A 22,954-nucleotide genomic window follows, 5' to 3' on the forward strand; every position below is an offset into this window, starting at 1 on the left:
GGACGGACGACCAACGGTTATGAGCCCGGAGCGCTTCGGTGGAGGCATGAGTTCCGACACGGAGCTGGAGACGAGTAGCGACGAGCCAGGCGTCCTGACGCGGGCGTACCGGAGCGTCTCCCCTCGGTACGAGTCGCACGGCGACGCGGCGATGGACTCCATCGGCTGGGCGATGTTCCTCGGCCTGCTGGTGCTCCTCGTCCCACTGCTGCCCATCCTCGTCGTCGTCTGGGTGCTGGAGAAGGCCGTGAGCGCCGTCGCACGGCAGCGAGGAGGCGAATAAGGGCAATAAGGGGAGTCGTCGACCGGCGGACGTCCGCGAAGCGACGGGACGACGGGGTCGTGACTGCGTTATCACGGACGAAACCAGGACACTGACAGTCACGTGTCACCGCTTATCGAGTCGGGACGCGTATCCGTTCTATGCGACGACGTGAGTTCATTCGGGGAGCGGGTGCACTCGCGGGAGCGGCGGTCGTCGGCGGGGCCGTGTCGACTGGGGCCTTCGCCCGACCGGGAGCGACTGTCCAGCAGGTCGTCGAGGGGGGGAGACCCCAGCCACGGTCGCTGCTGACCGTTCGGACCGTGGACACGATCGACCACGTCGACCCCGAACGGATCCACGTCTCCGTGCCGGTCGTCGACCCGACGGTCGACGAGACGACGATGCGTGGGGTCGAGGTGATCGACGCCTCGGTCGTCGGCAAGACGCTTCGGCTCGTCGTCGACGGGCCGGTGAGTCAGGGGGCCGTGCTCTCGTTCGGCGAGCGGGGCCTCTCGGTCGACGGGCAGGGCCTCTCGGTCGACGGGCAGGAGACGGGCTCGTTCATCCACGCACTCGACGGTTCGCTCGAACGGCCCGAACGGGCGACACAGTGGTTCAAGGCGTACGAACCCACGGACGTCGACCTCTTCGACCCGCGGGTATACCGTGGCGGGACGCTCCCCCGACAGTACCCCGTGGCCGACACCGCGACCGTCCGGACGCGGCTGGCGGCACACCTCGACCGCTTCGTCGATCGGGGACGGCTCACCGTCGAAGACCGCGACGCGAGTCTCGCTCGCTTCGACGATCCGGACGTGAGACGGCTGTTCGTCGACCACGACGGGGAGTTCGATCCATACACACTGGCGGGCGTGCTCGCGAACGCCGGAACGATCGCCCGCGGCATCGACGCAGTCCTCGTCGACGGCGAGAACCGGTTCGGCCGACCCTACACGGTACGGCGACAACCTCCGCCGTCGGGCGGGCTGATGGAAGTACGGATCGACGACGGCGATCCGGTGATTCTCGTCAGCCCACGGCTCGACGGCGAACCGATCGCCGCGCTCGCGCCGCTGCTCGCCCACGAAGGGTTCCACCAGGACCTCACCGTCGGCCTCCACGAGGAGGTCATCGCTACCTACCTCGAGACGCTCGTGTGGGCCGAGCACCTCCTCGTGAACCCGACCCTGGCACGGCTCGGAACGCGGGCGATCCGGCGAGCCAACACGTTGCTCCTGCTCGCGCTGAACTCCGGCAGTCGTGCGTTTCCCGAGATGGGGCTCCGGGCCGCACCGCACAGGCAGGGGGTCGCCAACGCCGCACCCAACGCGGCAGAGCCGGTGGCGGACTTCGCCGCCGTCGTCGAGTCGAGATACCTCCGGACGCTCCCCGGATCGTCGCCGGGCGTCCCGTTCGCCCAGCAGGTCATCTCGCAGGTCACGGGGACGTCGACGGCGGCACTCGACTTCGACGTCGACACCCTCGGGCTGCTCGACGAGCGGACGCGGCTGTTCTCGACCGAAGAGCTGCTCGCGTTGCTCGCGACGCTCGAGCTTCGACCGGCCACCGGAACGGCCGAGGCGCCCGCGAGTACCGATCCGGTCGCCGTCTCGGACGCGACCGGGAGCGACGAGGGGGCGGGGATCCACGCGGACGCCCAGGCCGGTCACCTCGGCGACTGTGGGACCTGCCAGCGGACGGCAGGCGGCATCGGGTAAACGATCCCGCTCTACTGACTCACTTCGGTCAGTGCTTGCGGTCGGGGGCTCCACTTCGAATCGTGCAGAGTCGTCCCCGCACGCCGCCGCGGACCGGAGTGGACGCGGTGCGAATCGGGGAGTTCGGGACAGACCGATCAGAGACCGTAGAAGTCGAACGGAGTGCCGTTGTCGTTCTCCGTCGCGTGTTCGTACACGACGTGTGCCGCGGCGACGTCCTGGATTGCCAGTCCCGTGGAGTCGAAGACGGTCACCGCGTCGTCGTCGGTGCGGCCCTCCTTCGCGCCGACGACGATCTCGCCGATCTCGGCGTCGATGTCGTCGTCGGTGAGGGTTCCCGCGCCGTAGGGGACGTTGATCTCGCCGGAGTGGGTGCACTGCTCGTAGTCGTCGATCACCAGTTTGGCGTCGAGGAGGAGCTGGTCGGCGAGTTCGTGTTTGCCGGCGGCGTCGGCGCCCATCGCGTTGACGTGAGTGTGGTCGCCCACGGCGGAAACGATCGGCGACTCGACGGGCGTGACCGTCGAGAGCACGTCACACCGGGCTGCCTCGTCGACGGAGCCGCCGCGGACGTCGAAACGGTCCGCGAACGTCTCGACGAACCGCCCGACGCGCTCGTCGTCGAGGTCCGAGATCACCACGGTGTCGATGTCGCGGACGGTCGCGATGGCCTCCAGCTGGGTGTACGCCTGCACCCCCGCCCCGACGATGCCGAGCGAGGAGGCGTCGTCGACCGCGAGGTGGTCTGTGGCGACCGCCGCGGCCGCCCCGGTCCGCTTCATGGTGAGCGCACGCCCGTCCATGATCGCCAGCGGGTAGGCGTTGCGCGGGTCCGAGTAGATCATCGTCCCGAGCACCGTCGGGAGGTCGTACTCGGCGTTGTTGTCGGTGTGGACGTTCACCCACTTGATGCCCGCCCCGTCCCACCCCGTCTCGTCGAGCGCCGACTCCTCGACGCGCAGGTAGGCGGGCATCGACCGGAAGTCCCCGTTGTACTGCGGGAGATCGATGTACGACTTCGGCGGCATCTGGGCGTCGCCGCGTTCGTACGCGGCGAAGGCGTCTTCGACGGCGGCGATGAGTTCGGGGTAGGAAGTGTTCTCGTCGACGTCGTCGCTGTCGAGGAGTAGCGTGTGCATACGTCTCGTTCACGCGACGGACACTTAGTTCATGCTAAAACGAGAGATAGCTACTACCTCTATCGAAGTGGCAGAACTGAATACGGATTTCGAGTCTCGTTCCAAACTGAATTCGACTCTGTCGACACGCCCCGCGGGGACGAGAGCCGGCGGTGGGCGGGGGGAAGAGACGCGATCCGGTCATTCGGCGTCGGGATCGGTCTCGTCGGCTTCACCGTTCCCCTCGTTCGCGGTCTCGACCGGGTTCCGTGCGTCTGCGGCGTCCGTGGCGTCGAGCGTGACGCCCTCGACGACGCCCGTACCGCGCACCAGTCGCCGGTCGTCGTCGGTCGTCCGAAAGACGAGAGTCCCGTCGACGAGCGACTGGAGGACGCGGACCTGTTCCCCGTCGTGCCGGGCCTCGTCGACCACGAACAGTCCCAGCTGGTCGGCGTTTCGGACGCGGCTCGTCAGCACGTGGAAGAACGCGAACGCACGCTCGGGACCGAGGCGCTCGACGACGGGCGACAGCGAGACCATCCCGAGGCGGACGCGGTCCGACTTGATCGACCGGAGGTGGTTCGTGATCCCGACGCCGATGCCGGTCACGTCACCCGGTGACTTCGCCGCCTCGACACGAGCCGGAGAGAGTGGACCGGTGTCCCGTTCGAGTCCGGAGTGTGACGCGTCGACCACGTGGAGGTGGTCGAGGTCGTCGGGGTCGGCGAGGTGCGAGCGATACGCGTCGACGACCGACGCGGTCGTCTCCGTGGTCGTGACGAGCACGACGCACTCCCGATACCGCTGCGCCCGCGCGAGTATCCGGTAGGAGAGATCCGACGCGCCGGCTTCGTCGCCGACGACGAGGAGGTTCGTCCCCGACGAGATGGCGTCGAGGGAGTCACCCAGGGCACCGTCGAGGACGTACGCTCCGTCCATTGGCGGTCCGGTCATCGGCGAACCCTTCGGCGCTCGTCACCGCCGGCCAGGGCGGGCACAGCGTCGACTACTGCCGATCGAGACGGGAGATGGGATCGGCGGATGCGTACGACGATCCGGCAGGAGGTCGTATCGAACACCTCCCAGTCGACCACAGTCGCCGGAGCTGATCGCATATTCGATAATCCAGCGTGAGCGTGATAAAGGTCACTGGCGACAGTAATAGAACGTGAGCGTCGGGGACGCGAACCATCGCGTCGTCCGACCGTCGGGCGACGACGGACGTCGACCGCGGACGATCGTGCTTCGACAGCGTTCGTGTCTCGGGCGGTACCGGCTGGACGGAGGGGTCCGGGAACGAACCCCGCGGACATCGGCCGTATCAGACTGAGTCTGACGGCCTATGGAAATCGGTCTTCGACCGATTTCACCTCGCGGGTCGCGTGCGCTCCCCGCTCGGTATCGAGGCGGTGCGCCGCTCGCGCTGCTCGCGTTTTCCCGCCTCGCTTACATCGCGCCGCCCATACCGCCCATACCGCCCATGCCACCCATGCCGCCGCCGGGGGCACCCTCGTCGTCGTCACCCTTGTCGGTGGAGAGGTCGCCGGCAGCGATGATGTCGTCGATCTTGAGGACGAGGTTCGCCGCCTCGGTCGCGGAGGAGAGCGCCTGCTCCTTCGAGTGGGCCGGTTCGACGACACCCGCCTCGAACGTGTCGACGACGTCGCCGCTGAAGACGTTCAGGCCAGCGCGGACCTGTCCGTCCTCGTGAGCGGCGCGGAGGTCAACGAGCGTGTCGATGGCGTCGAGACCGGCGTTCTCCGCGAGCACGCGCGGGACGAGTTCGAGCGCATCGGCGAAGGCCTCGACGGCGAGCTGTTCGCGACCCTCGACGGAGTCGGCGTAGTCGCGGAGCCGGGAGGCGATCTCCACCTCGATCGCGCCGCCACCGGCGACGACTCGGCCGTCGGTCACCGTCGAGGTGACGACGTCGAGCGCGTCTTCGATGCCGCGCTCGAGTTCGTCGACGACGTGGTCGGTCGACCCGCGGAGGAGGAGCGTCACGCCGTGGGCGTCGTCGCCCTCGACGTAGAACAGCTCGTCCTCCTCGTCGCGGCGGACGGAGCCGTGGCCGAGGTCCTCGGTCGTGGCGGAGTCGAGGTCGGAGACGACGGAGCCGCCGACGACGTTCTTGAGGAACTTGATGTCGCTCTTCTTCACGCGGCGCAGGGCGAGGATACCCTTCTTCGCGAGGTAGTGCTGGGCGAGATCGTCGATGCCCTTCTGGCAGAAGACGACGTCGGCGCCCGTCGCCTCGATCTGCTCGACCTTCTCCTTCAGCTGGGACTCCTCGCGGTCGAGGAACTTCTGGAGCTGGTCCGGTGAGTCGATGTTGACCTGCGTGTCGACGTCGGCCTCCTCGATCTCGATCGCCTCGTTGATCAGCATGATGGCCGCGTCGTCGAACTCGACGGGCATGTCCTCGTGGACGGGGTCCTTGTCGATGACGGCGCCAGCCAGCATCTCGGACTCGCTCGCGGAGCGACCCGTCTGCGTCTCGATGTTGACGTTCTCGAGGTCGACGATGTACGACCCGTCGTCGGCTTCGACCGTGACCTGCTGGACGGCGCCGACGATGAGCTCCGCGAGGAGCTCCTTGTTGAGCTCGGCACCCTTGCCGGTCATGGACGTCTCGGCGACCTTCTTCAGGAGGTCCTCGTCGTCGGGGTCGACGCGCTCGGCGACCGCGTCGATCTCCTCGCGGGCCTTCGCCGAAGCGAGGTGGAAGCCCTTGATGATCGCCGTCGGGTGGATGTCCTGCTCGAGGAGGTCCTCGGCGTTCTTCAGAAGCTCGCCCGCGATGGCCACGGCGGTCGTGGTGCCGTCACCGGCCTCGTCCTCCTGCGTCTCGGCGACCTCGACGATCATCTCGGCCGTCGGGTTGTCGATGTCCATCTCCTTGAGGATGGTGACGCCGTCGTTCGTGATGGTGACGTCGCCCATCGAGTCGACGAGCATCTTGTCCATCCCTTTCGGGCCGAGTGTGGATCGTACCGCGTCGGCGACCGCACGCGCCGCGCGAATGTTGTACGCCTGCGCGTCGCGGTCCTTGACGCGCTGGGAGTCCTCACCGAGAATGATCATCGGCTGTCCCTGCTGCATACGCTGGCTCATAGTACACCAGCGGATTGTTTGTGATTCTATATAAAAGCTTCGGGGTCGTACCGGAGACGCTCGCCGGACTCCCGACCCCGTACAGGTGACGAACACGATGACTGCACTCGCTTTTCGGTGAGGTTCGTGCGAGATATTCTCACGCGAAGGAGCGATTCGACGCCGGCCATTCCCCGGCGTTTATATATTAGTCGGTCGGCTCCTTCCAGTGGATCGCGACGGTCCCGACGGCGAAGGCGTCGCGCGAGTCGGCGTCACGGCGAATGCGAACGGTGTTGGTCCCCGCGTGGAGTTCGACGCCGGTCAGCGTGTCCATCCAGTACTGCCACCCGTCGTTCGGCGGGATGTCGAAGCCCGTCAGCGCCTCGTCGTTCACCACGATCTCGTGTCCGTAGTCACCGACGTCGAACGCCTGCAGGCCCACGTACGCGTCCTCGGCGTCGTCGGTGGGCACCTCGAACTCGTACGCCTCCGTCAGGTCGCCGACGTTGGTCGCCCAGTCGAGGTCGAGCGCCCGTCCCTCGGGGGCCAGCTGGACCCCCATGTACAGCGTCGCGTAGTTCGCGCGGTGTGACACGCCGTCAGCTACTCGTGGGCAGTTCATAAACACGGCGACATCGGCCGGAAGCGGCCAGTGCCGCGGGAGAAACGTGAGTCTCAGTCGTCGTCCGGGAGGTCGTCAGCGATGAAGTCACCGTCGACGTCCTCCCACCGCGGCGGTTCGTCGTCGCGGTCGAGTGTCCGGAGCTCCCTCTCGTTCAGGCGCTCGTGTAGCTGGTTCAGCTTGTTCAGGCCTTTCTTCTCGCGGCCACTCTTCGTGTCAGGCATTGTCAGGCACACCAACGTCCCCAACTGGTATGAACGTTTCGTCAAACCGGAGAAACGACCGGGAGACGGCACCGATCGGTCCACGAATCGGCCGGAGGACGGCACGTTCGTACGGCTCCCGACCACGTTCGTACAGCTCTCGACCGTCGACGCCGTCGGCCGACCGACGGGGGGCGGCTTAGCCCCGGCGACCCGACCGGTCGCGAGGTGTAAGAACGGGAGACCGCAAACGGACCGACGACCCGACCGGTCACGAGGTGTAAGAACGGGAGACCGCAAACGGACCGACGACCACGAGTCCGCCCGGCACCGCTCGCCGGCAGCAGTGACAGCTCGTGGCACGGTTCACCGACGGCGACGACGCCCTGTCGCTCCGCTCGCCGTCACCAGCCGCGGGTCGCCTCGACACCGTCACTCTCGCCCACGCGGTCGAACTCGTCGGCGAGCTGCTGTCGGACAGCGTCGGTGTCGCGGTCGGGGTCGGTCACGATGTCGAGCGCGGCGAGCAGGGCGGCGCGCGTCTCCTCCAGTTCCTCGATCCGGTCGACCAGGTCGTCGTGGCTCCAGTCGTCGTACTTCGTGGACATGCGTCCACAGACAGGGAGAGCGGATACATAAGCCATGGCGTCGTGCGCGTCGCGCGACCGTGACCGACCCGTCCGACGACGATGCCGCGTCGCTCCCGGATCCGAGCGTGCACGTTTTACGTGTCGCGTCGTCTGTACAACCATGGACTTCGTCCCCAGTCGGCGACGGTTCCTCCAGACCCTCGCCGCCGGGGCGGCCGCCGGACTCGCCGGCTGTTCGCAGTCGGTGGAACCGCCCGCCCAAGAGAGCACGGACGGGACCGCGTCTTCCGCGACGGGCGCGGCGACCACGACGGCCACGTCGACACCCACCACCGAGACGTCCCGGGCAGGATCTGGAACTCCACCGGGAGCCGTCGCGTTCGACACACTCGCCAGGGGGCTGGGCGCACCCCTGGACGTGGTGTTCGCACCCGACACCGACAGACGGTATATCGCCGACCAGGCCGGACGAATACTCGTCCACGACGCTGACGGCCTCCGTGACCGTCCCGCGCTCGACCTCGGAGACGCCGTCGTCACCGGCGGCGAGCGGGGGTTGCTGGGGATCGAACTCCACCCGGAGTTCGCCGAGAACCGACGGCTGTTCGTCCGCTACAGCGCACCTCCGCGATCGGAGACTCCCGACGAGTACAGCCACACGTTCGTCCTCAGCGAGTTCCGCGCCACCGACGACGGCAGCCGCGTCGACCCCGACTCCGAGCGGACGCTCCTGGAGATCCCCCAGCCCCAGAGCAACCACAACGCCGGCGACCTCGCGTTCGGCCCCGACGGCTACCTCTACGTCGCGGTCGGCGACGGGGGAGGTGGCGGCGACCAGGGACCGGGCCACGTCGACGACTGGTACGACGCAGTCGACGGCGGCAATGGGCAGGACACGACCGAGAACCTCCTCGGATCGATCCTCCGCCTCGACGTCGACGAGACGGGCGACGACCCCTACGCCGTCCCCGACGACAATCCACTCGTCGGCCGCGAGGGGCTCGACGAGCAGTACGCGTGGGGGTTCCGCAACCCCTGGCGGATGTCGTTCGACGGGACAGATCTCTTCGTCGGTGACGTCGGCCAGAGCGCCTACGAGGAGGTGAGCCTCGTCGAGAAAGGTGGCAACTACGGCTGGAACGTGCGGGAGGGCACCCACTGCTTCCGGGCCAGCGACTGTCCGACCACGGTGTCCGAGGGCGACGAACGCCTCGTCGACCCCATCGTCGAGTATCCCCACGGCGGAGCGCCGGTCAGCGGGATCTCCGTCATCGGCGGTGCAGTCTACCGCGGATCGGCGTTCCCCGACGCCAGGGGCGTCTACGTCTTCGGCGACTACCGGCTCCAGGGTCGGCTGTTCGCCGCGACCCGTCCCGACGGCGACGGACTGTGGCCGACGACGACGATCGACCTCGCCGACGGGAGCGCGGAGAAGCTCCGGCAGTTGCGGTCGTTCGGCCGCGACGCCGACGGCGAGCTGTACGTCGTCGGCACGGGCTCCGAGGGCGGAGCACTCCACCGTCTCGTCCCCGCGGAGTGACCGACGGAGGACACCGAATCCACCGACAGGGGCGCGAAACCCGCTGGCGTCGCCGACTCAGCGTTCGGTGACCGAGAGGACCTTGCCGGCGGCGATGGTCTGCCCCATGTCGCGCACCGCGAACGACCCGAGTTCGGGGATCTCCGAGGAGGGTTCGATCGAGAGCGGTTTCTGCGGGCGCAGCGTGACGACCGCAGCGTCGCCCGCCTTGATGAAGTCGGGGTTCTCCTCGGCGACCTCGCCCGTCTTGGGGTCGAGTTTCTGGTCGATCGCCTCGAACGTGCAGGCGACCTGCGCGGTGTGCGCGTGCAGGACGGGCGTGTAACCCACGGTGATGACCGAGGGGTGCTGCATCACGACGATCTGCGCTTTGAACGTCTCGGCGACCGTCGGCGGGTCGTCGGCCGGGCCGCAGACGTCGCCACGACGGATGTCGTCCTTGCCGACCCCGCGGACGTTGAACCCGACGTTGTCGCCCGGTCCCGCTTCGGCGACTTCCTCGTGGTGCATCTCGACCGTCTTCACCTCGCCGCCAACGTCCGACGGCTGGAACGAGACGTTCATTCCGGGCTTCAGTACCCCGGTCTCGACGCGTCCCACGGGGACGGTCCCGATGCCGGAGATGGTGTAGACGTCCTGAATCGGAACGCGCAGCGGCGCGTCCGTCGGCGGCGACATCTCGGGGAGGTTGTTCAGCGCCTCCAGGATGGTGGGCCCGTCGTACCACGGGGTCTCGTCTGAGTGTTCGGCGACGTTGTCGCCCTCGAACGCCGAGATGGGGATGAAACGGGCGTCGTCGCTGTCGAACCGCACCTGTTTGAGGAGCTTCTGGACCTCCTCTTTGACCTCGTCGTAGGTGGTCTCGCTGTAGTCGACGACGTCCATCTTGTTGACCGCGACGATGAGCGTCTCGATGCCGAGCGTCTTCGAGAGGAAGACGTGCTCGCGGGTCTGGGGTGCGACGCCGTCGTCTGCCGCGACGACGAGCACGGCGTGATCGGCCTGCGAGGCACCCGTGATCATGTTCTTCACGAAGTCGCGGTGACCGGGCGTGTCCACGATGGTGAAGTAGTACTTGTCCGTGTCGAACCGCTGGTGGGCGATGTCGATGGTGACGCCGCGCTCGCGCTCCTCGGCGAGGTTGTCCATCACGTAGGCGAACTCGAAGCCGCCCTTGCCCTTCTCCTCGGCCTCCTCTCGGTACTGCTCGATGACGTGCTCCGGGACGGAGCCGGTCTCGAACAGGAGGCGGCCGACCAGCGTGCTCTTTCCGTGGTCGACGTGGCCGATGATGGCCAGGTTCTGATGTGGTTTGTCTGCCATGAGTCTGAATCCCCCCGGACGGCGTGGTTGCCGTCCGGAGACCGAGAGATACGCTGGCGACGGGCAAAACGGTTCTGTGGCACGCGAGTTGACAGATCGTTCGTGCGAAGCCACGCAGATGCAATCGAACACGTCGTTCCGAGAGTCACGCCAGGACAGGGATTCGAACCCGATGGCGAGACTCACGCCGTTCATCTCGCGTGGTTCAAATCCCTGTGGGGGTTCCTACACACTCGCAGGTGACGAGCACACGCTTCGCGGTACTCGTCACGTCGCTCGCTCGAAAATCACGCCAGGACAGGGATTTGAACCGGAACCGGACGGTCGTCCTCGCTCCGCTCGGACGCTGCGACCGGTAGGGTTCAAATCCCGTCGAGATCGCTCCCAGACCACCATCGCGTCCACTCGGCGACGAGACGCCTCGCTCGAGAGCTGAGGTTCACAGAAGCGCCAGGACAGGGATTTGAACCCTGGATCCCAGAGGGAACACGCTTTCCAGGCGTGCGCCTTACCACTCGGCCATCCTGGCTCGTTCCAACGTATCCCGGTGCGAGGTTTAAGTCCTTCCTTTCGGCTCGAAACGGGGTCTGAGCCGGTGTGTGAGGCCTGCAGCGACGACTCCCACGAGAGCGGCGACGGCGAACCGACTCGCGAAGCCGACGTCCAGTCCGACGACGAGGTCGTACCCCTGGACGAGTACGAGGAAGGCGAGCGCACCGACGACACCCCAAAGGAGGCTCGCCTTCGTCCGGGGGGTCAGCGTCACTCGTCGTCCGCCCCCGCGTCGGGAACGACGGCGACCGCCTCGATCTCCACCGCGGCACCCTTCGGGAGCGCCCCCACCTCGACGGCGCTCCGCGCGGGCGGGTCGTGTCTGAAGTACGTCGCGTACGTCTCGTTCATCTCGTCGAAGTCGTCGATGTCGGCGAGGAACACCGTGATCTTGAGGACATCGTCGACGCCGGCACCCGCCGCGTCGAGCACCGCCAGCAGGTTCTCCAGCGCCTGCTCGGTCTGGACGGCGGCCGAGGACTCGCTCAGAAAGTCGCCCTCGGGCGTGAGCGCGATCTGCCCCGCGGTGAAGACGAGGTCGCCGGTCGTCGTCCCCTGGCTGTACGCGCCGACCGCGGCGGGTGCCTCGTCCGTCGAGATGATGCGTCGCATACGGGAGGCTCGGCGGGTGAGGATAAAAAATCAGCACTCGGGACGACTGCCGCTCTGCGCCAGTCGTCGGTCGGCGGCCACTGATCGTCGGCCACTGGCAGTGCAACTCGGCGCGATCGCCGCCGGAGACCGGGACGACCCACGCCGGCGACCTCACACCAGCACTTCGACCGCGTAGCCGTGTTCGCGGAGGGCGGCGAGCAGGTCGGCGACGTGCTCCTCGCCGCGCGTCTCCAGGTCGAGTTCCACCTCGGCGGCGTTCATCGCCACGTCCTTCGAGGTGCGGTCGTGGTGGATGGCGTGGATGTTCGTGTGGTGGTCGACGAGGATCTCGGTGAGGTGCAACAGCGCGCCGGGCCGGTCCTTCAGGATCGTCCTGATACGCAGGTAGCGGCCAGTCTCGACGAGGCCGCGCATCAACACCGTCGTGAGGACGTTGAGGTCGATGTTGCCGCCACAGAGCGCGGGGACGATCACCTCCTCGTCGTCGTAGTCGAACGCCTCCGAGAGCACGGCAGCCAGCGGAACCGCCCCCGCGCCCTCGACGAGCGTCTTCGACCGCTCGAGCAGGTGCGTGACGGCCATCGCGATCTCCTCGTCCGTGACGGTCACGACCTCGTCGACCCGCTCGCGGATGACCTCGAAGGTCCGGTCGCCGACGCGGCGCGTGGCGATCCCGTCGGCGATGGTGTCGACCGAATCGAGTTCGACGATCTCGCCCTTCTCAAGCGAGGAAGCGAGGCTCGACGCGCCCGCCGCCTGGACCCCGACGACCCGCGTGTCGGGCGACCGTGCTTTGACCGCGGTGGCCATACCGGAGATGAGACCGCCGCCACCGATCCCGACGACGACTGTCTCGACGTCGGGACACTGGTCGAGGATCTCCAGCCCGAGCGTGCCCTGGCCAGCCATCACCGCGGGGTCGTCGAACGCGTGGACGTAGGTGCGCCCCTCCTCGGTCTCGATCTCGTGTGCCTTCGCCTGCGCCTCGCTGTAGTCGACGCCGTGGAGGACGACCCGTCCACCGTACCGACGGGTGGCCTTGACCTTCGAGATGGGCGCGAACTCCGGCATGACGATCGTCGCGTCGACGCCGGCGCGGGTCGCCGCCAGCGCCACCCCCTGCGCGTGGTTACCCGCGCTGGCGGTGACGACACCCGCTTCTCTCTCCGCGTCCGAGAGCGTCGCGATCCGGTTCGTCGCGCCACGGATCTTGAACGATCCGGTTCGCTGCAAGTTCTCCAGTTTCAGGTGGACCGCCGCGCCGGTCATCCGCGAGAAGGTGTGCGAGTAGTCGAGGGGTGTCTGCCGGGCGACCGCCTCGACGCGTGGACGGGCGTCGAGTACGTCTGTCAGCGAGAGCATGCGCGACGTTGCCAACGGGAGGCGATAACGGTTGGGACGACGGGACGCGATGGGGAAGGAGGACGATGTGATGAGAGGAAAGACGACGGGAGGCGATGACGGCTGAGGGCAGTGAGATTCGATACCGGTCGGGAGGGCGAGAGCCGTCGGTCGTCGAAGCCGAGCGTGACTCGTCGGCACCGGTGTCGCCAGAGCCGGTCACGGACGGCTCGTCGGCTCGCGGCAGGAAGGGGGAAATGCACGCGTGTGACGTGCAAGGGAGACTATCGGTCCGGTTGATATAAACCTCATCCGAGCACAGTGAAAGTGAAACCGTCCGATGGCACCGACACACCGGCGAACGTCGGACGGACGTCTGTCGGCGAACCGACGACGGACGCTACCGGTCGGGGAGCGGTTCGACCGACACGTCGGCGTCGGCGAGGTACGCACGGAGTCGCTCGGGGAAGGAGCCACGGCCGGGCCAGTCGACCGCGGCCTCGAGTCGGTCGGGGTCGCCGACGTAGACGGCGACCTCGCCGCCGTCGGTCCGCGGGAGCGAGACGCGGACGTACAGCCCGCCGTCGACACCCTCGTAGGCGTCGAGCCGGTCGATTTCGTCCGTCCGGAGCAGCCGTCCCGCGGCCCGGCCGCCTGGTGCGAGCGTCGGATACCGGCCCTCGACGATGTGGAGGCCGTGAAGGTGTGCGGGTCCGACGAACGCATACGAGTCGACCACTTCGGCGACCCGCTCGGGCGCAGTGAGCGTCCCGTAGACGAAGACGTCCATGCTGACGGGAGGCGACGAACGAATAAAAAGCCACAGCGACGGCGAGGGTTACGCCTCGCCGGCCACGCTTCGCACGTCGCTCGCCCCGCACCCGGGGCACGACACTCTCGCCATGTGCGACTCGTCGGTCACGAACTCCTCGTTACAGATCAGACACTGGTACGCGTACGACCGGGACTCCGTCCCGCGACCCAGGACCGCCTTGAGACGTTGGACGAGTGTCATCTGATACCACACCCCACGTAGAAGAGATAGAGCCAGTGACATAAACCGCGGCGAGAGTGGTCAGCTTCTGGTACGTACTCGCCGGGGTGAGGGCGGTTACCGCTCGTCGAGCGGCACGAACTCCAGGTCACGCGGGCCGACGTAGCGGGCGCGCGGTCGGATGAGCCGGTTGTCGTCGTACTGTTCGAGGACGTGTGCGATCCACCCGCCGACGCGCGACAGCGCGAAGATGGGTGTGTAGATGTCGATCGGGATCCCCATCTGGTAGTACGTGGAGGCGGAGTAGAAGTCGACGTTCGGCGCGAGCCCCTTCTCTTGCATCATGTACTCCTCGATGGCGACGGAGTAGTCGTACCACTTCATCTCCCCGGCAGCCTCGGCGAGCGCCTCCGACTGCTCGCCGAGGATCTTCGCCCGCGGGTCCTTCACGTTGTAGACGCGGTGGCCGAAGCCGGCGACGCGCTTGCCCTCGTCGAGCGCGTGCTTCACCCAGTCGGTGGGGTCCATCCCGCTCTCGTCCACCTCGTGGAGCATCCGCATCACGTTCTGGTTGGCACCGCCGTGGAGCGACCCCGCGAGCGTCCCCACGGCCGAGGTGACGGCCGAGTGCAGGTCGGAGAGCGTCGAGGCGGTGACGGTCGCCGAGAACGTCGAGGCGTTGAGGCCGTGGTCGGCGTGGAGGACGAGCGCCTGGTCGAAGACGTCGGCGAGGACGTCGTCGGGCTCCTCGTCGTTGAGCATGTAGAGGAAGTTGGCGGCGTGGCCGAGGTCCTCGCGCGGGTCGACGGGGTCGTTGCCGTTCCGGAGGCGTTTGAACGCCGCCAGCGCCGTCGGGATCTTGGCGGTGATACGCCGGCCCTTCCGAATATTCGCCTCGCGGTCGGTCACCGCGTCGGCGGCGAAGCCCGACTCGTCGTCGTACGCCGAGAGCTGCGAGACGACGGTTCTGAGCGCGGCCATCGGCTCCTCGTCGGCGTCGGCGAGCGACTCGATGGTCCGGAGCAGCGCGGGGTCGATCGCCCGCTCCGTGGCCATCGACGCCGAGAACTCCGCGAGTTCCGACTCCGTGGGGAGCGCCCCGTGCCAGAGAAGGTAGACGACCTCCTCGTAGGAAGCGCCCTCGGCGAGGTCCTCGATGTCGTAGCCACGGTAGATCAGCTGCCCCTCGTCGCCGTCGATGAAGCTGAGTTCCGACTCGGCAACGAGGACGCCCTCGAGCCCCCGTTTCAGGTCGTCTGACATACGACTCCGTTTCTGACCCGCTCAAAAAAGCGTTATCGTTCGGTGCGCACCCAGTGGAGAGCGGGTGGATAGGTGTCCACCGATCACCCGAAAGGATGACCGGTCGTCGGGGCGTTCACGAGATAGCCATGCTCTAGCGGTATCTATGTCCTCAGCACGCGAACGGAGGGGAGATCATGAACACGACGAGTGAGTCGGGAGTGACGACGATGACGACGACAGACGCCCCGCGAATCGGCCGCCGGACGGTCCTGCAGGCCGCGGGTGCGATCGCAGCGAGCGGCCTCCTCGCGGGACGGGCGCGTGCCGCCCACCGCGACGACGGCACGTTCACCGCGTGGGGCCGCCCCGTCGAGGTGGCCAGCGGCGTCGACGTGCGGACGTTCGCGACGCTCGACCGCCGCGGGGTTCCCGTGGCCATCGGCGTCCACATCCCCGTCGAGGCCATGCGGGTGCTGCCGGCGAAACTGACGGCGTACCACCTCGACTTCCCGCGAGCGTTGACCACGCGTGACACCCACGCGTTCACGTTCGCCGGCCTCGACTGGAATCCCGCGGGTCACCCCGGCCCGATGTACGAAGTGCCGCACTTCGACGTGCACTTCTACCTGATGGACGAGGCGGAGGTCGAGGCCATCGCCCCCGGCGTCGCGGCGTACGAGATCGCGGCCGAGCGCCTGCCCGAGGGGTACGTCTTCGAGCCGGTGCGTTTCATCGTCCCGGAGATGGGCGAACACCTCGTCGACCCCACGTCGCCGGAGTTCAACGGCCAACCGTTCACCGAGACGTTCATCTACGGGGCGTACGCCCGCGACGGCGCGTCCGACGACAGCGGCGTGTTCGGTGCGGGCGCGACCGGGGAGATCACCTTCCTCGAACCGATGGTGACGAAGGCGTTCCTCGAGACGAACCCCTCGGTCCGGAAGTCGATCAAGCAGCCCCAGGGCTTCGCGGTCGCGGGGTACTACCCGACGACGTACACGATCGAGTACCGCTCGCAGTGGCAGGCGTACGTCGTGACGCTCGAGGACTTCGAGTGGGTCGACGCGGTCTGAAACCGACCCATTCGGTCTCGGTCTGAAACCGACCCACTCGGTCGCCAGACGGGCCCTCGTTCGGCAACTGAACGACCCCATCGACGCGCCCGCGCCAGTCGGCAGGGGGTCGCCCCCGCCGGAAATCGAGCGTGCCTGTCGGCAGACAACCCTTTTGCGCGTGCGGGGGTGATTGACTGTAGTATGTACCCCGGGGACGTCGAGTACGAGCCGGTCAGCGTGAAGGAGGTGCTGGCGGAAATGAAGGACACCGCCGAACTGCTCATCGATCTCTCGTACTCGGCGGTCCTCCTCGGGAGCGACGAGATCGCCAGCGAGGTGCTGGCGCTCGAAGAGCGGATGGACATCCTGCAGCTGCAGGCACGGATGAGCCTGCTGATGGCCGCCCGCAGCCCCGAGGACGCCGAGGAACTCGCGCCCGTCCTCGGGGTGGTCGGCGCGGCCGAGAAGATCTCGAACGCCGCGGGCGACATCGCCAAGGTGGTCATCGAGGACATCGGCCTCCCGGAGGCGATCCGCGCGGCGCTCCCCGAGGCGACCGAGATCCTCGTGCGCGTGCCCGTGGGCGTGGAGTCACCGTACGACGGCCGCTCGCTCGGCGAGATCAACATGGAGACCGAGACGGGCGTTCGGGTCATCGCCGTCCGTCGGGAGCAGGCGACGGGGAAACGGCGGTGGATCACGAACCCCGACCACGAGAGCGTCCTGCAGTCGGGCGACGTCCTCCTCTTGCGAGGACCGGAGACCGGCCTCACCGAGGTGTACGAACGCGCGAGCGGCACGGCGTACGAGCCGGTCGAACCGCCCGAGGCACCCATCGACGACCTCGAACGCGCCGTCGACTCGATCGTGACGATGAAGAACATGAGCGAACTCGCCGTCGACCTCGCGTACGGGGCGGTGCTGTTCGACAGCGAGGGCGTCGCCGAGGAGGTCGCCGAACTCGAGGCGGAGGTAGACGCGCTCAAGTCGCGGTTCGAGGCGTGGACGCTCCGCGCGGCCGCCCGCGTCGACGACCCCATCGCGCTCCGGGGGCTGATGCATCTCGCGGTCTCGACGGAGGTCATCTCCGACGCGGCGCTGGAGATCAGCGAGGGCGTCCTCCACGGGCTGGCGGCCCACCCCGTCGTCGCCGCCGCGGTCAGGGAGTCCGACGAGGTCATCGTCCGGCTGACGCTCGCACCGGCGAGCGAGCTCGCGGGGACGACCATCGGCGATCAGCTGATCCAGACCGAGACGGGGATGCGGATCATCGCCATCCGTCGCACCGGGTCGGACGGCGACTGGGTCGTCCAGCCCGGCCCCGAGACCGACCTCCGCGCCGGGGACGTCATCATCGCCAAGGGGACCCGCGCCGGGGCGGCCCGACTCGGCGAGCGCGCCGGCGACCGGCCCGACGTCGGCGAGTAGCGCCGGGGAGCTGGCCACGGAATCGACGATGGGCGAACTGTTAAAAATTTTTTAATTTCCGGGGAGAAATAAATTTATTCACTCCCTCTCCGTGGGATGCGGTATGAGCATCGTCGCGGAGTTCACCATCGACGCCGAACAGTTCCTGTTGGGGCGGGTGCTCCGCACGGGTGGGGGGATGAACATCGAGATCGAACGGGTCGTTCCCGCCTCCAGACGAATCATGCCGTACGTCTGGGTCAGCGGCGGCGACCGCGCGGAGTTCGAGGAGTCCGTCAGGGGGACCGACGAGGTGCGCGAACTGCTCCACCTCGACACGATCGAGGGCCGGTCGCTGTACCGTATCGACTGGGACGAGACCGTCGAGAGCCTCATCTACGGCATGGTCGAGACGGACGCGACCATCCTCGAGGCCCACGGCGGCGGCAGCTGGCTGTTCCGCATCCGGTTCAACGACCACGAGTCGCTGTCGGCGTTCAGCGACTACTGCCAGCGCCACGACATCCGGCTCAACGTCCGTCGCGTGCACAACCTGACGGCCGAGGAGGTCCGCGACGAACCGTTCGACCTGACCGACGAGCAACGCGAGGCGATCGAGTTGGCCATGGAGCGAGGCTACTTCGAGGTGCCCCGGCGGGCGACGCTGTCGGATCTCGCCGCCGAAGTCGGGGTCTCACAGCAGGCCGTCTCCGAACGACTCCGCCGCGGCACGAACAAAGTGATGCGGGCGCTCGTCGACGGGGCGATCAGATCGTGACCGCATCGGGAGTGAGAGGAGTCACGGTAATAAGGGCCTGAATCAACAAGCCGGAAAGCCATACCAGAGAGAGGAGTTCACCGGAGTATGGCGCGAACCAGCAGACAAGGGAGGGGAGACGACGTGCTCGTCCGCGAGCTGGTCGGTTCTCCGCAGCGGCAGGCGATCGTGAAACGGCTCGCCGACAACGACGGAGACGCGACGTTCGAGGAGCTCGTCGGTGCGCTCTCCGACGGGCCGGAGGAGACGATGAGCGCCGTCCGACTCTACCACGTCCACCTCCCGAAGCTCCAGACGATGGGAGCCGTCGACTGGGACAGCGAGACGGGAGCGGTACGGCTCACGCCCCGGGCTCACCGGACGTTCGAGACGCTCGCCGCCAACGGGCTGTTCGGTCGGGTCACCGGCGACTGAGAGACGCCGTCTACCGGTTCACCGACAGGAGAACGAGGCGAATCAGAACTCCCGCGAGAGTCGGTACGCCGAGACGACGGTGAGTAGCGCGGTCACGAGCAGTGCCGTCGCCGACGCGAGGACGAACGCCAGCAGCAGGAACCACCCTTCGGCACCGATGACGGGGTACTGTCGCGTGCCGGCGAACGGGCCGAGGAGTTCGAGCACGCGGAAGAGGTAGACGACGACCGCCAGACCGACGCCGGCGAGGACGCCGAGCGTCGCGTTCCGGGGGACCTGCAGCGCCTGCACGAGACCGCCCGACTGCGGGCGGTCGGGGGGGTCGTCGGTCACGTCTAGAGACGAGGACGGGGACGGTAAATCGGCGTCGGTTCCGACCGCCGCGGCCCGGGTGAGTGCGGCGACCTCCCCGGGTCAGGCGTACGCCTCGAACTCCTCGCCCGCGACGAGGAAGTAGCCCGTGCCGACCAGCCCGACGACGGTGGCGACGCCGAAGGCGACCGCCGGGGACCCCGCGTACAGCAGTCCACCGACGGCGGCGCTCGGGATCGTGACCGCGTTGCGAACGAGGTAGTACGAGCCGACGACGCGACCGCCCGTGTTCGCCTCCGCGGGACCGACGATGAGCGCCTTGTGCGCCGGGAGGCCGGCGAAACGGAGCCCCGAGAGCGCGAAGAGGAGTCCGACGACGAGCGGGTCTGCGGGCACGGAGATGAGGAGCACGGGAAACACCGCGTACACCGAGAAGCCGAGCGCGACGACGGGTTTCAAGCCCACGCGCTCGGCGAGTTTCGCCACCGGGACCATCGTGAGGAGGGCGATCGCCATCTCGACGGCCAGGAGGACGCCGAAGAACGCGTCGGGCGAGAGCCGTCCCACGGCGGGGAGCGTCACGCCGACCGCGAGGAACTCGGTGACGACGATGACGAAGAAGACGTACACCATCCCGTTGGCGAACCGGACCAGGGTGTCGCCGATCAGGAGCGGGCGGAGCGGCGACGGCAGTGACCGGAGGTCGTCGACGACGGTCTCGACGCCCGAGAAGGACTTGCCGAAGGAGTCGGCGGAGGCGTCGTACAGGAGATGCTGGGTGATCGTCGCCACGGCACCGAACGCCACGGCGACGAGCAGGACGTACCGGAAGCCGATCTCGAACGCGAACCGTGCGAGGATGGCGGCGGCGAGCAGCGGTCCGAGGAGGAACGCCAGTCGCCGGACGGTCTCGGTCGAGGCGAAGCCGGTCGCCAGCCGGTCGGGTTCGACGCTCTGCTTCACGACGGCGAACGTCGCGCCGAGCCCGAACGACTTCCACGCCTGCGAGAGGACGAGTCCGAGAAAGACGACGACGACGCCGACCGACGTCGGCCCCAGGGAGACGGCCGCGAGCGGCCCCGCGGCGTACCAGACGAGGAAGCCGAGCGTCGAGGCGAGGCCGAACGCCGTCAGCGCCACGCGGGAGCCGACGCGGTCGGAGACAGCACCGCCGGGATAGGGGTAGACGGCGCTGATGAGGTTGCCGAAACTCCCGTAGAGCCCGATCGCGAGGCTGCCGGCGCCGATGACGCTCAGGTACCGCGGCATGTATCGTCCGGTCATCTGGAAGCCGAGGCTGAACGCGAACATCGCCACCGACAACACCAGCACGTCACCGTCGAGCGCGAGAAACTGCCTGACGGTGCCCCGGACGCCGGCCTCCGCGTCGGACATGCGTGGCGGTTCCGAGTCCGAGCGCAAATAGCTCTCGGTGAGCGAGTACAGTCGACTACGTTCCACAGGGGAGAACACCCCCCAGTCACCACGGTCGAGACGGGTTCGATCACCCCGGGGAGGGCCGTATCACCGGCTCCCGACGAGGGATGCGGCCGACCCCACGACGGAGCGCGTCAGAGATCGGTCCAGTCCGTGGGACCTACTTCGGGGATGGACAGCCGCTGTTCTGGCCGGGACCGTTCGCGGAGGTCGACGAAGCCGTCGAACAGGTCGTCGGACGGGCGCGTCGCGTCGTCCCGCGAGCAGCCGTACCGGTAGTGGCCCATCCCCCGAGCCGTGCCGATCGCGTCCGTGATCCGCCGGAGGAACCGGTCGATCGAGTCACGGCCGTGACCGGCCGCGAGGGAGTCGAGCGAGACGAGCGCCAGCCGGAGTTCCCCACCGACGAGCGGTGGCGACCGCGAACTGAACTCGTCGACGGCCGCGGAGATGGCCTCCCCGATTGCGCCGAGCGGGTCGCGCTCGGCGGCGTACGTGCTGGCGTCGATGACACGGACGGAGGGGTCGCTCGCGTCGACTCCGGTCGGCAACAGGTCGCCCACGGCTGGGGCGTCCGCCGTCCGCACGAGGATCCGCTTTCGCTCGATCGTCGGCGACCCGAATAGCCGTCGTGTGGCCCGACACGTGGTCGCCTCGGAGACGGCTCCGGTGACGAGCAAATTGCAGCCCTCTCGTTTGAGTCGTGGGAGCGTCTCCACGACCGCCGGCTCACCGCCCCCAGTCGCTCGGCGGCCGTCGGACATATGTTACAATAAAATCTTTGATGAGATAAATCTTGGCATGTCGTTCATCCAAAATTCGTGCAGGTTGAAACGAATCGGACGAGCGGGGTCACAGCGGTCGGCATCGAGGACCGAACCGATAAAGGGGGGGCCGGACCAGTGTTCGACAATGACGACACTGGGAACCGCGGACGCGGCCCCTGGGGAGGTGGCGACGGGTCGACTCGAAGTTGGTGAGACGCGCGACGGGAGTCCGATCGGACTGCCCGTCGCCGTCGTCAACGGGGTCGAACCCGGGGATACGTTGTACGTGCAGGCGGTCAGCGACGGCGACGAACTCAACGGGGTGGGCGTCGTCAGTCGCGTCGTCCCGCGGCTGGACCCTGCCGAGCTCTCCGGGACGGTGCTGTTCGTCGGCATCGTCAACTACCACGCCTTCCAGATCGCGGAACACCGCAACCCGATCGACGACCGGAAGCTGAACCGGACCTATCCCGGAGACGAGAACGGGACCTCCTCGGAGCGGATCACGCACGCGACGTTCCAAGCGGCCCGGCGGGCCGACCTCATCCTCGACCTCCACCAGGGGTCGACCAGCCGGATGATCGACGAGACGCGGGTCCGGTGCGGGTCGCGGCACCGCCTCCACCGCGAGTGCCTCCGCCTCGCGAAGACGTTCGACTGCGGCTACATCCTCGACCAGAAGGGACCCGACGGACAGCTCGCCCGCGCCGGCCCGGACGAGGGCATCCCGACGATCGACCCCGAACTCGGCGGGAGCGTCGGCTGGGACGAGTCGAGCATCCAGCGGGGCGTCGGGGGCGTGTTCAACGTCCTCCGGGGGTACGGCTACCTCGACGGGGAGGTCGAGCCGGGGCCCCAGATTCGGGCGAAAGGGTTCGACCAGTACGGCTCGCCCAGCGGCGGACTCGTCCACTTCGAGGCGGAGCTGGGCGACGAGGTCGACGCGGGCGACACGCTCTTCCGCGTGACGGACCCGTTCGGGACGCCGAAGGCGCGCGTCACCGCCGACAGCACGGGGGTATTCTGGCGCACGCGGCGGCTCCCGCAGGTCGCCACGGGCGAGTACGTCTGTTCGGTCGGGACCGACATCGACACCTACTGATCGACCGTGTTTCCGGGACGGAGCTGGCTCTGTCACGGACTGCAGCAGCGGTCTCGAACCGTTCGCCGTGTTCCTGAACGGTGCCGACTCGTCCTCGTTGGCCGACGCGTCCGCGACGAAGCGGACGAGCGCTTCCGGCACCCGATCGAGATCGGTACGTGACGGTGTGCACGTCTGCGACCGGCAGTCCCAAGATCACCGTCAGCCCAATCGAGCGCTGGGGAGGGGAGAAGCTGGATCTGAACGTAGAGGGGATCTATCGCCGCCTACCCGTCGACGGCGCCAGTCGTCCGAGGGCCCTCGGATGGTCCACACTGCCCTTCCCGCGAGAGTGACGCGATGCCGCATCCAGGATACCTCGATCGACCCACGAGGCGCGCAGACGGAGTTGGCGTCCACGACGATATCACAGCCGAACTACCACATCGCCGCTGAGACGCGACGCACCGTCCGCTGAGAC

The 22,954-nt window shown here is 67.8% G+C and carries 24 protein-coding genes and 1 tRNA gene; 8 read left to right on the forward strand and 17 right to left on the reverse strand.

Features of this window, described 5'->3' with window-relative positions; all coding sequences use genetic code 11:
* Nucleotides 1–46: 46 nt before the first annotated feature.
* The gene (locus FZP69_RS20450; protein WP_152043201.1) at nucleotides 47–283 is read left to right on the forward strand and encodes a DUF7535 family protein; all 237 of its coding nucleotides are present in this window, start codon (nucleotides 47–49) and stop codon (nucleotides 281–283) included.
* Between the two features lie 140 nt (nucleotides 284–423).
* Nucleotides 424–1,983, forward strand: a complete 1,560-nt coding sequence (locus FZP69_RS22770) for a hypothetical protein (RefSeq protein ID WP_192918673.1) — start codon at nucleotides 424–426, stop codon at nucleotides 1,981–1,983.
* Nucleotides 1,984–2,120: 137 nt separating this feature from the next.
* Here the strand turns inward: FZP69_RS22770 and FZP69_RS20460 are convergent, their stop codons facing one another.
* From FZP69_RS20460 to FZP69_RS20480, 6 genes are all read right to left on the reverse strand, one after another.
* Complete coding sequence (locus FZP69_RS20460; RefSeq protein ID WP_152043202.1) at nucleotides 2,121–3,122, reverse strand: ornithine cyclodeaminase family protein; 1,002 nt, start codon at nucleotides 3,120–3,122, stop codon at nucleotides 2,121–2,123.
* 180 nt (nucleotides 3,123–3,302) lie between these two features.
* Nucleotides 3,303–4,055 carry a DUF7504 family protein gene (locus FZP69_RS20465; protein WP_152043203.1) on the reverse strand — a complete coding sequence of 251 codons (753 nt, stop codon included), beginning with the start codon at nucleotides 4,053–4,055 and terminating at the stop codon, nucleotides 3,303–3,305.
* 492 nt (nucleotides 4,056–4,547) lie between these two features.
* Nucleotides 4,548–6,185, reverse strand: coding sequence for a thermosome subunit beta (thsB, locus tag FZP69_RS20470; RefSeq protein ID WP_152043458.1), 1,638 nt, complete (start codon nucleotides 6,183–6,185; stop codon nucleotides 4,548–4,550).
* A 217-nt stretch (nucleotides 6,186–6,402) separates the two neighbouring features.
* Nucleotides 6,403–6,792: a DUF7383 domain-containing protein gene (locus FZP69_RS20475; protein WP_152043204.1), complete on the reverse strand. Its 390-nt coding sequence runs from the start codon at nucleotides 6,790–6,792 to the stop codon at nucleotides 6,403–6,405.
* 80 nt (nucleotides 6,793–6,872) lie between these two features.
* On the reverse strand, nucleotides 6,873–7,043 hold the full coding sequence (locus tag FZP69_RS22775; RefSeq protein WP_192918674.1) for a hypothetical protein: 171 nt from the start codon (nucleotides 7,041–7,043) through the stop codon (nucleotides 6,873–6,875).
* 383 nt (nucleotides 7,044–7,426) lie between these two features.
* On the reverse strand, nucleotides 7,427–7,630 hold the full coding sequence (locus FZP69_RS20480; RefSeq protein ID WP_152043205.1) for a hypothetical protein: 204 nt from the start codon (nucleotides 7,628–7,630) through the stop codon (nucleotides 7,427–7,429).
* 142 nt (nucleotides 7,631–7,772) lie between these two features.
* Between FZP69_RS20480 and FZP69_RS20485 the strand changes: the two genes are divergently transcribed.
* A complete protein-coding gene (locus tag FZP69_RS20485) occupies nucleotides 7,773–9,152 on the forward strand; it encodes a PQQ-dependent sugar dehydrogenase (protein ID WP_152043206.1) in 1,380 nt (459 codons plus the stop codon).
* A gap of 57 nt (nucleotides 9,153–9,209) precedes the next feature.
* Here FZP69_RS20485 and tuf read toward each other — a convergent pair whose 3' ends face one another.
* From tuf to citZ, 8 genes are all read right to left on the reverse strand, one after another.
* Nucleotides 9,210–10,475 (reverse strand): translation elongation factor EF-1 subunit alpha, encoded by a 1,266-nt coding sequence (gene tuf / locus FZP69_RS20490; RefSeq protein WP_152043207.1) that lies wholly within the window; start codon nucleotides 10,473–10,475, stop codon nucleotides 9,210–9,212.
* A 448-nt stretch (nucleotides 10,476–10,923) separates the two neighbouring features.
* Nucleotides 10,924–11,004: transfer RNA gene (locus tag FZP69_RS20495), tRNA-Ser, on the reverse strand.
* 27 nt (nucleotides 11,005–11,031) lie between these two features.
* Nucleotides 11,032–11,235: a hypothetical protein gene (locus tag FZP69_RS20500; RefSeq protein WP_152043459.1), complete on the reverse strand. Its 204-nt coding sequence runs from the start codon at nucleotides 11,233–11,235 to the stop codon at nucleotides 11,032–11,034.
* 2 nt (nucleotides 11,236–11,237) lie between these two features.
* The gene (locus tag FZP69_RS20505) at nucleotides 11,238–11,639 is read right to left on the reverse strand and encodes a Rid family detoxifying hydrolase (RefSeq protein WP_152043208.1); all 402 of its coding nucleotides are present in this window, start codon (nucleotides 11,637–11,639) and stop codon (nucleotides 11,238–11,240) included.
* Nucleotides 11,640–11,792: 153 nt separating this feature from the next.
* Nucleotides 11,793–13,004 (reverse strand): threonine ammonia-lyase, encoded by a 1,212-nt coding sequence (gene ilvA, locus FZP69_RS20510; protein WP_152043209.1) that lies wholly within the window; start codon nucleotides 13,002–13,004, stop codon nucleotides 11,793–11,795.
* Between the two features lie 379 nt (nucleotides 13,005–13,383).
* Entirely contained in the window at nucleotides 13,384–13,773 is a 390-nt protein-coding gene (locus FZP69_RS20515; protein WP_152043210.1) for a gamma-glutamylcyclotransferase family protein, read from the reverse strand.
* A gap of 48 nt (nucleotides 13,774–13,821) precedes the next feature.
* Nucleotides 13,822–13,998, reverse strand: a complete 177-nt coding sequence (locus FZP69_RS22780) for a hypothetical protein (protein ID WP_192918675.1) — start codon at nucleotides 13,996–13,998, stop codon at nucleotides 13,822–13,824.
* Between the two features lie 96 nt (nucleotides 13,999–14,094).
* On the reverse strand, nucleotides 14,095–15,240 hold the full coding sequence (gene citZ / locus FZP69_RS20520) for a citrate synthase (protein ID WP_152043211.1): 1,146 nt from the start codon (nucleotides 15,238–15,240) through the stop codon (nucleotides 14,095–14,097).
* 176 nt (nucleotides 15,241–15,416) lie between these two features.
* Between citZ and FZP69_RS20525 the strand changes: the two genes are divergently transcribed.
* The 4 genes from FZP69_RS20525 (at nucleotide 15,417) to FZP69_RS20540 (ending at nucleotide 18,876) form a co-directional block, all read left to right on the forward strand.
* Entirely contained in the window at nucleotides 15,417–16,295 is an 879-nt protein-coding gene (locus tag FZP69_RS20525) for a DUF5602 domain-containing protein (protein ID WP_152043212.1), read from the forward strand.
* Between the two features lie 183 nt (nucleotides 16,296–16,478).
* Entirely contained in the window at nucleotides 16,479–17,705 is a 1,227-nt protein-coding gene (locus tag FZP69_RS20530) for a potassium channel family protein (protein ID WP_152043213.1), read from the forward strand.
* A 103-nt stretch (nucleotides 17,706–17,808) separates the two neighbouring features.
* Nucleotides 17,809–18,462 carry a helix-turn-helix domain-containing protein gene (locus tag FZP69_RS20535; protein ID WP_152043214.1) on the forward strand — a complete coding sequence of 218 codons (654 nt, stop codon included), beginning with the start codon at nucleotides 17,809–17,811 and terminating at the stop codon, nucleotides 18,460–18,462.
* A gap of 87 nt (nucleotides 18,463–18,549) precedes the next feature.
* Complete coding sequence (locus FZP69_RS20540; RefSeq protein WP_152043215.1) at nucleotides 18,550–18,876, forward strand: DUF7344 domain-containing protein; 327 nt, start codon at nucleotides 18,550–18,552, stop codon at nucleotides 18,874–18,876.
* Nucleotides 18,877–18,918: 42 nt separating this feature from the next.
* Here FZP69_RS20540 and FZP69_RS20545 read toward each other — a convergent pair whose 3' ends face one another.
* The 3 genes from FZP69_RS20545 to FZP69_RS20555 form a co-directional block, all read right to left on the reverse strand.
* The gene (locus tag FZP69_RS20545) at nucleotides 18,919–19,209 is read right to left on the reverse strand and encodes a DUF7536 family protein (RefSeq protein ID WP_152043216.1); all 291 of its coding nucleotides are present in this window, start codon (nucleotides 19,207–19,209) and stop codon (nucleotides 18,919–18,921) included.
* An 81-nt stretch (nucleotides 19,210–19,290) separates the two neighbouring features.
* A complete protein-coding gene (locus tag FZP69_RS20550) occupies nucleotides 19,291–20,583 on the reverse strand; it encodes an MFS transporter (RefSeq protein WP_152043217.1) in 1,293 nt (430 codons plus the stop codon).
* Nucleotides 20,584–20,759: 176 nt separating this feature from the next.
* Entirely contained in the window at nucleotides 20,760–21,389 is a 630-nt protein-coding gene (locus FZP69_RS20555) for a DUF7504 family protein (RefSeq protein WP_152043218.1), read from the reverse strand.
* A 148-nt stretch (nucleotides 21,390–21,537) separates the two neighbouring features.
* Between FZP69_RS20555 and FZP69_RS20560 the strand changes: the two genes are divergently transcribed.
* A complete protein-coding gene (locus FZP69_RS20560) occupies nucleotides 21,538–22,494 on the forward strand; it encodes a succinylglutamate desuccinylase/aspartoacylase family protein (RefSeq protein ID WP_152043219.1) in 957 nt (318 codons plus the stop codon).
* The last annotated feature ends 460 nt before the right edge of the window (nucleotides 22,495–22,954 follow it).

Origin of the sequence: Salinigranum salinum, assembly GCF_009176545.1 — an archaeon.
Lineage (GTDB): Archaea > Halobacteriota > Halobacteria > Halobacteriales > Haloferacaceae > Salinigranum > Salinigranum salinum.